Source organism: Microcoleus sp. B3-A4 (assembly GCF_036705385.1).
Lineage (GTDB): Bacteria > Cyanobacteriota > Cyanobacteriia > Cyanobacteriales > Microcoleaceae > Microcoleus.
Genome location: NZ_JAUBUI010000029.1, coordinates 30121 through 42016 on the forward strand (window position 1 = coordinate 30121; position 11896 = coordinate 42016).

Below are 11896 nucleotides of genomic sequence, written 5' to 3' on the forward strand. Positions count from 1 at the left end.
CGGGCGCGCGGTAGCCAGCAATCTGCCCGGCGTCAGCCTGCGCCAGCGCGACTTTTACTTCTGGCCTGTGGGTTACATCTGTTAAATGACCAATCATCCTCATCCGAACATTTTTTAATGGTGAAAGGTCACACTCTCTGAGACGGGAACGCGCCCCATCCGAACACTGTTGACTGGTGCTGTGAAGTCTGGATAGCCAAACGCAATGGCAAACATCAGCTTAAGTTCATCGGAGATACCCAAATATTCGCGGATGGTCTGTGCAAAAAAGCCAATGGCGGTCTGCGGGATACCTCCTAAACCGCGCGCCGTCAGAGACAACAAAAACGTCTGGCCATACATTCCAATGTCACCGCCAACGCGCACATTATCTCCAAAGGAAGGCATGAAGAGCAGAGCGACATGAGGTGCACCGTAGAAGGTGTAATTTTTTGCAGCGGCTTTATGACGCGCGATCTTGTCGCCCCGCGCCACACCCATCGCCTCATAAAAGGTTTTGCCGTGTTCAATTCGGCGTTCACTATAGGCGCCATAAAAGCACTCCATATCGAAGCTAAAATCCGGCGTGAAATTCTCCGCTTCGTTTTGCTCGGTTAGAATGCGGCCCAATTCTTTGATCTTTTCGCCCGAAACGATGTGTGTGTTCCACGGCTGCGTGTTGCAATTCGATGGAGAATATTGTGCATCTTCCAAGACTTGCAAAATTTGAGCGTTAGGGACGGGTGTTGGTAAAAATGAGCGGAATGAGCGGCGCGCTCGAACTGTCTCTTCAAAAGAGAGCGTTTGTGATGGTTCATTTTCTAATTCAATGAGACCGTTTGAAAGGTGTGTTGCGTTTGACATCGTGAAACCTCAAAAGATGGTGTCAGTTGGAAGGTGGTTCGTGGTCGAGAGCCTTGGCTGAACGGGGTATTGCCAGCCCGTTCAAGGTGTCGCGAAGCTCGGCAAGGTCTTCATCGGAGAGACGGCAGGCCGTCTCGATCTTTTCAGGGATCGAGCACGCTGCCTCGCGGAGTGCCTCGCCCGCTTCTGTCAGATCGATAAGAACGCGGCGTTCGTCCTGCAGGTCACGGGTGCGCGTCACCAACCCCGCGCTCTCAAGGCGCTTTAAGAGGGGCGTCAAGGTTCCGTTATCCATACCGAGTTCTTGCCCTACTTCCCCAACAGTGCGCGGGGTGCCCTCGTAGAGAGCCAGCATGACGAGAAACTGAGGATAGGTCAGGCCCAAAGGCTCAAGAAACGGTCTATGAAGCCGAATGACCCGGTTCGACGCACTATAGAGGGCAAACGAAAGCTGCCTCCCCACCTGTCGCCGTTGGTTGATGTTCGAGTTGTTATCCATTTAAAAATCCAGTCAACCACTATTATATAGCGCACTACATAATAGTTCAATACATATAATTAACTTTTTTCTGGGCCTGTCTTGCACCCATTCCCATGCCTTGCACCAAGGCGAGGGAACGAAGATTCTGCCACACTGCCCACCGTTGCCAGCACGCACCGTTCCCCCTGAGGTTCGCGTTTGCGATCGCCTCGACTACCGCTGGCACTTCAATCATCCAAGGACATCACTCAAAGCAGCTTTTCCGGCGTAATCGGCAGATCCCTGATGCGTTTGCCCGTGGCATGAAAGACAGCGTTGGCGATCGCCGCCGGGATGCCCACCATGCCGAGTTCGCCCATTCCCTTGACACCGAGCGGATTGACGACTTTATCCTCCTCCTCAACGAATATCGTATCGATCTCCAAGACATCGGCATTAACCGGCACGTGATAGTGCTGCAAATTCGGATTCATAATCCGCCCGTAACGGTGGTCGATTTCAGTCGCCTCTTGCAGCGCCATACCAATGCCCCAGACAACGCCGCCGATTTCCTGACTGTGCGAGGCCTTCGGATTCATGATCTTGCCGCAGGCAGTCACTTCAATGGCGCGCGTAACGTGGACAGTCCCCACATCCGGATCGACCTTCACTTCAATGAACTGCGCGCCGTGCGCCAACGTCGCATACTTCTCGCGCTCCTCTGAGGGACGCGACTCGAATGTTTCCGCGATCGCGGTGAGATTATTACGCTTCATCACTGCGGAGATGTTGACGGAACGATTCGGGTCGCTTATTAGTCGCAGTTGCCCGTCGAGCATCTCGACATCGGAAGAGGCTGCCCCCTTGAGCGGAGAATTCGGTTCCTGGTTCGCGAGGGCGAGCAACTTCGTGCCGATCGCCAGAGCCGCCCCGCGCACCGCCGAGCCGACGCTCGCCGTCGTCCAAGAGCCCCCCTGCGACGGTGCCCGAGGGAACTTTGTGTCGCCGAGTTCAAATTTCACCTGCTCCAACTTCAGCCCCAGATACTCGGCAGCGATCATGGTCATCACCGTGTAGGTGCCAGGTCCGATGTCGCTGGTCGCACTTGCGACTTTGGCCGTGCCGTCCACCTGCAGCGTGACGAGGGCAGCAGCAGGCATCTGGAAAGCGCCCCAGACGCCGGTCGCCATTCCCCAACCGACGAGTAGGCGTCCGTCACGCATCGATCGGGGCTCGGACTTGCGATTCTTCCAACCGAATTTTTCCGCGCCCAGCCGGTAGCACTCCCGCAACGCCTTACTCGAAAATGGCTTGCCGCTCTCGGGGTCTACTTCGGCATAGTTGATCAGCCGAAGTTCGAGCGGGTCGATCCGCAGCGCGTAGGCCAGCTCGTCCATCGCACATTCGAGCGCGAACATACCGCTAACGGCCCCCGGTGCGCGCATCCAGGTCGGGGTGGCGAGGTCCGTATTGGTAATCTTCAGCGGCGCATAGAGATTCGGGCACGCATAGACTTGGCGCGTGAAACCCGTGGTGTTGTCTGAGAACTCCTCGATGGTGGAGGTGTTGTGCACGGCTTCATGAATCATCGCCGAGAGCTTTCCCGATCGCTCCGCGCCGAGCGCGATCTTCTGAATCGTGTGCGGACGATAACCGTGGCCAGTGAACATTTGCGTGCGCGTATAGACAACCTTGACTGGGCGCCTGAGTTCGCGGGCTGCCATCGCTGTCAGCGCCGGATAATAGTTCGGGCGCAGCGACGCTCCAAACGCCCCGCCGACGAAGGGCGAGACCACACTCACGTTTTCCTCGGGCAGACCGAAACTCGAAGCCAAATGTGTACGCACGCTATAGACCGCCTGCGTCTTGTCGAAGACCGTTAGCTTGTCGCCTTCCCAGACCGCGATCGCCGCGTGCGGCTCCATGGGGTTGTGGTGCTCGATCGGGATGCGGTACTCGGCCTCTACCTTCACGGCCGCTGCGCGCATCGCCTCTTCGGGATTACCGCGCCGCTTCGGAGGCGGCTCTTTAGTGGGGACGCGCGCGATCGTCCGCCCCGCCTCAGTGTCGGTCATGTGCTGCTGTGAGTTGTAGGACACTTTAACGAGACGTGCCGCATAACGTGCCTGCTCGTATGTCTCGGCGACGACGAGTGCCACCGGCTGCATATTGAAGAAGATTTTGTCGGACTGGAGCGCCCGAAACGACTTGTCTTCCTCCTCGGTGGCGCGGGGCGGGGACTGCTCCGTGGAAGACTTCGGACCAAGCTTCGGTGCGTTCAGGTGCGTGAAGACGCGAATTACGCCTGCGGCGCCTTCAGCCTCACGCGTGTCGATTGATTTAATCGTGCCCTTTGCTACGGTTCCCAGCACGATAAAACCGTAGGCGAGATTGGGAACTTGGAATTCCGCCGCGTATTTAGCCTTGCCCGTAACTTTGGCTGCGCCGTCCACGCGGCTCATTTCTTTTCCGATGTATCTTGCCATTTCTTTTCTCCTCCCTAGTTACGTAGCACCGCTCGTCATCGCTTGCTGCAAAGCCAGAACAATGGCGCGTTTTCCGAGTTCGACTTTATAACCGTTATGTTCAAGGGGTTTCGCATCTTTCAGAGCCGCTTCGGCAGCAGCCTGAAAAGTTGTTTCGGTCGCAGGTTTTCCGATCAGAACTCTTTCGGCTTCGGGCGAACGCCAAGGTTTATGCGCGACGCTGCCCAAAACAACGCGTGCCTGTTTGATGGTGTTGCCGCTTGTTTCTAAAGCAGCAGCCACAGAAAGCAGTGCGAAAGCATAGGAAGCCCGATCGCGAACTTTTAAGTAATAAGACTTGTTGGCGAAGTTATTCTTCGGCATTTCGATCGCGACGATCAATTCCCCATGCTGAAGATTGTTATCTTTTTCAGGCGTGTTGCCCGGCAAGCGATGAAAATCCTGAAGCGGGATTGTGCGTTCTTGCCCGTTCGTGCCGCGAATCCTCACTACCGCGTCCAGCGCATAAAGCGCATTCGCCATATCGCCCGGGTAAGTCGCCACGCATTTGTCGCTGTAGCCAAAAATGGCATGAATGCGATTGAGCCCCTGAAGCGCTCCGCATCCGCTGCCGGGTTCGCGTTTGTTGCAGGGCATAGCGATGTCGTAAAAATATTGGCAACGGGTGCGCTGCATTAAATTTCCCCCGTTGGTCGCCATATTGCGAAGCTGCGCGGAGGCGCCGGCTAAAATCGCCATTGACAGCAGCGGGTAATTTTGCCGGATCAGCGGATGGTTGGCCGTGTCGGTATTTTTGGCTAAGGCGCCGATCGAAATTCCGTTCGAGGTCGATCGAATTTCCGCCAGATTCAAACCTGAGATGTCAACAACTTCGCTGGGACGCTCGACGTATTCTTTCATCAAATCAATCAAATTTGTCCCGCCTGCGAGAAACTTTGCCGTTTGATTCGCGGAAACGGTGCCAACGGCGCTGGCCGCATCGGTGGCGCTGGAATATTTAAACGGTTGCATCGGTTTTGCCCCCCTCGTTTAATAATGCAACGGCAATTTCTTCATCGCTGGCAAAATGCCAAGCCTGGGCTGTTTCGCGCCCGGACTGAACTTCTCTGATTGCCGCCACGATTCCCGGATACGCGCCGCAACGGCAAATATTGCCGCTCATGCGTTCTCTGATTTCTTCATCAGAGAGTGCTACATTCTGCGTGCTCGTCCGCAAATTGTCAGTGACGTGACTCGCGTCGCCGTTTTTGGCTTCCTCCAGAAGCGCCACCGCCGAACATATCTGCCCCGGCGTGCAGTAGCCGCACTGGAAGCCGTCGTGTTTGATGAACGCCGCCTGCATCGGATGAAGATTGTCGCCGTCAGCGATCCCTTCGATGGTCGTCACCTCTTTCCCCTCGCAACTCGCGGCAAGTGTCAGACAAGAAAGCACGCGGCGCCCGTCAACGATCACCGTACAAGCGCCGCACTGTCCTTGATCGCATCCTTTTTTGGTGCCGGTCAATCCAAGTCTTTCGCGCAGGGCATCGAGCAGCGCCATGCGCGAATCCACTTCCAGGCGTTGGGTCGAGCCGTTGATTTTCAAAAGAACCTTAACGGCGTTTTCAACCCCAGCGGTCTGGGCGAACACCGCGTCGGGCGCAGCGGCGAGGGTGGAAAAGGCCTCCTCTTTAGCCAGCAGGTGGAAGGCGAAGGTGCCGAGTAGGGCTGCCATGCTTTGCCCCAAGAATTTGCGGCGAGCAGCGCCGGTAATACCGAGTTGGTCGAGCAGTGTTTCTTCGTCCGCGCTGAGCTGCGAATCGCTCTCGGTTGAACTGAAATCTTTCCGTTCTTGATTATCGTCCATGATTCTCCTTGCAAAATTCTCAAACAATCCCTGGACAAGTGTTTGTTTTTCGCGCCGGCTCTTCTAACGCTCTGCACCCACCGAAGGCGCTTCTGTGCAATATTTATTTACAACCTGTCCCAATTTGCAGGTATCTCGGCGGCCACCCGTATTGAACCAATATCATCCACTCCAAGCTAAAGAGGATCGCGCCCCGGCTATATGTTCTTCCTTTCCAGTTAGCAAGGCGAATAAGGCATATTCCACGGGATGAGCATTCCAGAGTTCTATGATGTGTTCCTTCATATAAGACCATACGAGCCCACCAGCAGTTTGGTAATGCTCAAGCACATCCTGGAGAACTTGCTCGCCGAAGGTGGCATAGAAACAGACGAAATCCTTGGCAGGATCGCTTACTGCGGCTTCTGTCCAATCGATTAGTCCCATCAAATTTCCGTCTTTGTCCACAAGCGTATGACCGGGGTGAAAGTCGCCGTGAATCAAAGCCGAATGCTGAGGCCACAAGGCATCATTGGCAATCCAGTCCTGCCAACGTGCCCAGCGTGTATCAGAAACACCAAGCAGTTCTCTGGTCTTCTCCATATTCTCTGCCATAGATTGCCGCACTCGATCGACTGTTTGAACTCGGATACTGAATTGTTTCACTACCTCAATGTGTGTTCTGTGAAGTTGCGCCAGTGTTTTTGCTACCGAAGAAATGTATACAGCAGGCGGGGACTTCGGATCGATGTACCATACATAATCGCCGATATCTGGATCTATGGTTCCGGCAGGAATTCCCTTTAATAGCGGATAGGCAACCAGTTCATCCGAAACAATTTTCCAGACGGGAACGCTCACATCGACTTGGCTTTTAACCAGTTCAAGAACTTCTCTTTCATAATACATACGCTCAAGAACATCAAGTCTTCTGGGAAATCGCAATACCCATTTGCTATTATCCTCTTTGGCAGTAGCAAACGTAGTTATGAAGTCCATTCCGGATTTGTTAATATTTAAGTTGTCTGCGTCCAAAATGAAGCCATTTTTGTCGGCGATGCTAAGTATTGTCCTGATTTGGTAGTCTTCACTAACAGATTTAGTCATTTTAAATTCGCTCCTTCATGAGCATTGGCTAACATCTATTTCCATCCAGTCGGTACTCTTGCCGTCGAGCTGTTCCACGATCGCGATATGCGTCATCGCGGTGTTTGGCGAGGCTCCGTGCCAGTGTTTCTGACCGGGCGGAATCCGGACGACATCTCCTGGCCGGATCTCCTCGATCGGTCCACCCCAGCGCTGCACCCGCCCGACACCTGCTGTCACGATCCATATCTGACCGAGCGGATGGGTGTGCCATGCCGATCGAGCACCAGGCTCAAATGTAACGTTGGCGCCAAACGTGTTTGCTGGAGCGATCGCCTCGAACAGAGGATCGACGCGCACCGAACCCGTGAAGTTTTCGGCTGGCCCCTTCCGCGAGGGCACAGAGCCGCTTCGCGTGATGTTGATTGTCTGCGAATCTTGCATTGGCGAGGTCTGGGGAACACCGGACCCCTCGGCGGTTCCTGCCGGATTTGCTTGGACCGAGGCCGAAGCGAGCAGAGAAAGCGATATGACCGTTGCGGTGAGCAGTTTCATCGTTTGAATTCCTTTGGCTACCAGAATTGTAGAGATCGAGCACGCGATCGCCTGCTCTATCAATAGGGATGAATTTTTTAAGAAGCAAGGTTCGCCTTGATGCCCTTTTGGTTGTCAGTAGGGGAATCTCTTGCCCAATCAAAACTGAGTTTAGTCTTGTATAAAAATCCAGAATGCTTACAAGAAGCCGAAATGGTTTTTCATTGCTTTAGCTTCATTCTAAGAATCCTCAACGGCAAGCAATAGAACGATCGTCTAAGATTGTTGTACAATCCTGCAAACTTAGAAATGAACGCTGCCAAACCGAGTGAAAAGCCCGATAGGTCGTTAATGAACGACCAGCAGGCAAAGCGCGAGACAGACAGAGCGCAAGCCCACAGAGACGAACTGACTGAGCGGATTGCACAGGCGATCCGTCATGATGGGACGATTGAGCCGCTGAAAGGATTGCACTTCTACCGCTCCTCCTCACCTTCGGAATGCGTTCATAGTGTCTCTATCCCTGCCTTTTGTGCGATCGCTCAGGGCAGCAAAGAAGTGCTTCTGGGCAGCGATCGCTATCTGTACGACCCTTTGCATTATTTGCTGTCTACGGTAAAACTGCCGATTGCCAGCCAAATTCTGGAAGCGTCCAAGGCGCAACCGTACCTGGGCCTTCGCCTCGATCTCGACCCCACTGTCGTTGGTTCAGTCATGGTTGAGGCGGGCGATCCCTCACCACAAAGGGATGCCAATGTGAAAGCGATTAACGTAAGTCCGTTGGATACAAATCTTTTGGACGCTGTGGTGCGGCTTGTCAGGCTTCTAGATTCCCCTGCTGAAGCTAATGTTCTGGCACCACTGATTAAGCGGGAAATTATTTACCGACTGCTGATGGGAGAGCAAGGTAGTCGGCTGCGTCATATTGCTGTTCTGGGTGGCTCTACCCACCAAATTGCTAGAGCAGTCGATCGACTTCGTAAAGACTTTAACCAGCCGCTTCGGATTGAAAGCATCGCACGAGAGCTGGGAATGAGTGTATCGAGCTTCCACCATCACTTCAAGTCTGTCACTGCCATGAGTCCTTTGCAGTTCCAGAAGCAACTGCGGCTCCAGGAAGCTCGCCGTCTGATGCTGGGGCAAAACCTTGACGCTACCAGTGCTGCCTACCGTGTGGGTTATGACGATTCCTCGCACTTCAACCGAGAGTACAAGCGGCTCTTTGGTATACCACCAATGCGCGATATGGAGCGGCTGCGAGAAGCTGCTAGGGAGATTGCTAGTTCAACATGATCTCCTCAAGATGCCCTAATCAGACCAGAAATCGCTAAAACATTAGGCATTTAATGCGCTCACTGTATTTTGGGAACAAATCAACTATGGTTGGACAAATCAGAAAGTATAATAAATCAATTCATCTTAATCAAGTTTTAGAAATATTTAAAACAGAAGAAAAATTACTAGGCTTGGTGCCTGATGATGCTTTACAGAAAGAACTAGATGATCTAGAAAAGAATTTATTGAATGGCAAAGGTGAAGATAATAATAAGAAATGGTCTATTAAAGCATGGGTTATAGTGGATGGTGATGTAGTAATTGGATTTGCCTTTGCTCGTGAGTATAAGGATAAGACAAAATTAAATTCTTTATATATTTTGAAACAGTATAAACGCAAAGGCTCCGGAACTAAATTGATGAAGCAGGTTAAACAAAACTGCAAATCTCCTATTGAGTTACCAGTCTATGAGGAGAATAAAATAGCGGTTGTTTTCTATAATAAACACGAGTTTTTATCTACTGGTTATGGGGTTGAACACGATCGTAAGTATCTAGTGATGACTTGGCATAAAGCTAAAAGCTAAGCAATTGCACACACTCAAACTCTTGTTCTACTCCCATCATAGAAGATTTGCGCTCGCTCATTTCGTCTTGGCAACCTAAAACTTGTTCCATGTACCTATTTCCTAGTCGCCACTGCTGGGCTTTTGCGGTTTATTTCAATCACCGATAGTTGAGCAAGGTGGGCAAATAATGCCCACCAGAATTCCTACTTCCCTACCGTGAAATACTCATTCTTAGCATACACGCTAATAATGCAGTCTCCCACTTCAAAAAACATCCCCTCTTGCTCATCTTTAGAAAATTGCAAGTTGCCGTACTTAGAATTAATTTCCTCAGCAGTTGCCGCTTTTGCCTCCATTTCATCCGGGATAAGTCCGGTAGAACCGATATAGAAAACCAGCGGTGAAACTTTTTCCCTGTACACTTTTTCGGCATAAGCTTCCAGTCGCTCATTCGCATTAGCTAAAGCAGCGACAAACTCCTCTCGCTTGACATCTTCTCCCTGCCATTTCGCTTGCAAAAGGCGCAGCAAACTATCTGCACCCACTTTGGCTAAAGTAACGCTAACAATTCCGTTATCCTCCAACCCGAGAAACTCATCGAAAATCAGTTTCATCAAGTCGTCAACTTTGGTGATTTTTGTTCGGGATGACAGCGTTTTGTGTGCGAAGACAACAGGCTCATCTAAGGTGATGTCAAATGTCGGTTTTGCTAGCTTTTCGCCCGTGTTTTTGTGGTAAACTTCATAAAGGCGATCGAGAAATTTGTTGGCCGAGTGCAATTTGCCGAAGTTGAGGATGTTTTTGCTGCCGATGTCGATTTTGTAGCTGACTCGCGAATCTACTGAACCGTTGGCGATCGCACTTTTTAAATCTGTGTATTCCGTCGTCGTCGGAAAATTGATGTAAAGGCTTTTTGACAGATAATGCTGTTTCAATTCTTCCAATTGTTCCGCAGTGTAAGCCTCGGATTCCTCCTTCAAATGAGCCGAGAGAATGCTGGAGAGAATTTTGATTTCTACGAGTTCCTCAAACACTCCGTCAAGGCTGCCGTAACGCCCGTCAAAAGGCACGAGGGGCAAACTCTCTAACTTAATATCGTACTCTGAACGGAAGTCAAATTCTTGCACAGGCGAACCGTCTTTTTCAAGGACACCGCATTTTTTGAGCAAATCAAACACTGGTTTGCTGCTGATTTTGGTTCGCAGCGACTTAATATTAACTTCGCCGTCGCTGACAATGGTATAATTGTTGAAAGTATTGAGGTCTGTAACTAGAATTCCCGCCACTTCTGCGATTAAAGTTTCATCCTCAACTTTTACCAGCTTAGCTTTTCGGGTAATCAGCATATTGACGGTAGCGGTATTTTGATTGATGGCAAATGAACCCATTTGCACGTATTCGCCACCATCTAAGAATTCAGTTTTCAGCCAAGGCTTGACAAGGTTGCCGTTTTCGTCTCGCTTTCCTTCAACTCGCTTCAAACCTTTTCGCTGATAATTTTCTTGCAAGTGTTTCAAGTTGATGATGATGCTGTTGCTGTTTTCCTCCAATATCTTGATTAACTCCAGCAGGGAAATTTTATCGTTGACTTTTACCCGATCGCCAATTTCATGATTTTTCAACACCTCAGGCGCAAAAACAGCCTGTTCCAAATCTTCCGTAAACTCCGCTATTTGGGCATTTGTCAAAGCTTTAGCGTGTTTTTCCGTCAAAGTAGCGTCGAAGGTGCTCGCCAGCGCATACTTAGCCGTATTTAAATTGCCGTCAGCGAGGTTAGCTTTCGCAAAAGCAAACACCGACTCATCAGTTTGAGCAACGGGAACATCTAGCTTGTCATACTCATCTTTGGCGACTTTCTGATATTTGTAAAACAGTCCCCGATCCTCTGCTTTCAGCCCGCAGATTTTTAGCGTGCTCGATGAACCGTTGATTTTTTTGCCGCTTTTGGAAACAAAAACTTGATAATCATATTCCTTAATTAACGGTTCTTCCAGCGCAGGTGCAACGGAACTGCCTAACAGTTTTGTGCTGTCGTAAAGAGCATCATAAACCATTTTGACTTCGCCAGCGCGGATGCAATTTCCCGATAATGTGTTGGCGATTTTGGAGAGAAGTTTGAAGTCAGCACAGGCATAGGATATCGTGTTAGCAAACACATCCATGTCTTTGAGTTCTTCGCAAATTTCCCCTAGTTTTGCAGCTTCCGAATTGGCACTGGGGTCATTTGCATAGCCGTCTGTGTGCAAATTGACCGCTGTCATTTCTCCCGCTTTAACCAGAGATTTAGCGAGTTGCATCGACTGCGATATGCAGGTAGAGCCAGCCGTGTGGATTTTTTGAATTTCTTTGATGTATTGAGAGTCAAACTTCAGCACTTCTTGAATGGGAATCCGCTGGAAATGACAAATTACGTCCCGATTGCCAGCATAGGAAATCAGGCTGACAATTAGCTGGTAATTGTTGTACTCGTCTAAGGTCAAAAGCTTGATTAGGGTTTCTTTCAGCGGTTTTAAGTCATAATACATTGAGCCGGAACGGTCGATGATGATGATGCTGTGAGCGAGGGATTTTTCTGGGATATCACCGGGCTTTCTTTCTAAATTAATGCGATCGACTAGATAAAATGCCTTTGCGTTTCCGGCAAAATTGTAGAGGGTAAATTTGGTGCGAGTATTGGAGGCTGCTTGGCTGCTGGAACTTTTGACTTGAGATGATTGTTTTGCTTGCCGTGCCATAGTTTTCACCAAGGTTGACTTATTCGTCAACTTAATCATGACACGCGCTTATGTGGATGTCAAGGCCTGTGTGGAAAATTATT

General features: G+C 50.6%; 11 protein-coding genes. 2 read left to right on the forward strand and 9 right to left on the reverse strand.

What is annotated here, in order from left to right; all coding sequences use genetic code 11:
- Positions 1-114: 114 nt before the first annotated feature.
- From QUB33_RS13940 to QUB33_RS13975, 8 genes are all read right to left on the reverse strand, one after another.
- Complete coding sequence (locus tag QUB33_RS13940) at positions 115-843, reverse strand: nitroreductase (protein ID WP_333351224.1); 729 nt, start codon at positions 841-843, stop codon at positions 115-117.
- 22 nt (positions 844-865) lie between these two features.
- Positions 866-1342 carry a MarR family transcriptional regulator gene (locus tag QUB33_RS13945; RefSeq protein WP_333338210.1) on the reverse strand — a complete coding sequence of 159 codons (477 nt, stop codon included), beginning with the start codon at positions 1340-1342 and terminating at the stop codon, positions 866-868.
- Positions 1343-1388: 46 nt separating this feature from the next.
- Positions 1389-1559, reverse strand: a complete 171-nt coding sequence (locus QUB33_RS13950; protein WP_333351225.1) for a hypothetical protein — start codon at positions 1557-1559, stop codon at positions 1389-1391.
- 13 nt (positions 1560-1572) lie between these two features.
- Positions 1573-3789, reverse strand: a complete 2217-nt coding sequence (locus tag QUB33_RS13955) for a xanthine dehydrogenase family protein molybdopterin-binding subunit (RefSeq protein ID WP_333351226.1) — start codon at positions 3787-3789, stop codon at positions 1573-1575.
- Positions 3790-3807: 18 nt separating this feature from the next.
- A complete protein-coding gene (locus tag QUB33_RS13960) occupies positions 3808-4800 on the reverse strand; it encodes a xanthine dehydrogenase family protein subunit M (protein WP_333351227.1) in 993 nt (330 codons plus the stop codon).
- Complete coding sequence (locus QUB33_RS13965; RefSeq protein ID WP_333351228.1) at positions 4787-5635, reverse strand: 2Fe-2S iron-sulfur cluster-binding protein; 849 nt, start codon at positions 5633-5635, stop codon at positions 4787-4789. Before QUB33_RS13965 ends, QUB33_RS13960 begins: the two co-directional genes overlap by 14 nt.
- Before the next feature lie 162 nt (positions 5636-5797).
- Complete coding sequence (locus QUB33_RS13970; protein ID WP_333351229.1) at positions 5798-6721, reverse strand: macrolide 2'-phosphotransferase; 924 nt, start codon at positions 6719-6721, stop codon at positions 5798-5800.
- A gap of 15 nt (positions 6722-6736) precedes the next feature.
- On the reverse strand, positions 6737-7255 hold the full coding sequence (locus QUB33_RS13975; RefSeq protein ID WP_333351230.1) for a (R)-mandelonitrile lyase: 519 nt from the start codon (positions 7253-7255) through the stop codon (positions 6737-6739).
- 288 nt (positions 7256-7543) lie between these two features.
- Here QUB33_RS13975 and QUB33_RS13980 point away from each other — a divergent pair, with 288 nt between their 5' ends.
- On the forward strand, positions 7544-8527 hold the full coding sequence (locus QUB33_RS13980) for an AraC family transcriptional regulator (protein ID WP_333351231.1): 984 nt from the start codon (positions 7544-7546) through the stop codon (positions 8525-8527).
- An 86-nt stretch (positions 8528-8613) separates the two neighbouring features.
- On the forward strand, positions 8614-9096 hold the full coding sequence (locus QUB33_RS13985) for a GNAT family N-acetyltransferase (protein WP_333351232.1): 483 nt from the start codon (positions 8614-8616) through the stop codon (positions 9094-9096).
- Between the two features lie 185 nt (positions 9097-9281).
- Here the strand turns inward: QUB33_RS13985 and QUB33_RS13990 are convergent, their stop codons facing one another.
- The gene (locus QUB33_RS13990) at positions 9282-11813 is read right to left on the reverse strand and encodes a VWA domain-containing protein (protein ID WP_333351233.1); all 2532 of its coding nucleotides are present in this window, start codon (positions 11811-11813) and stop codon (positions 9282-9284) included.
- Between the last annotated feature and the right edge of the window lie 83 nt (positions 11814-11896).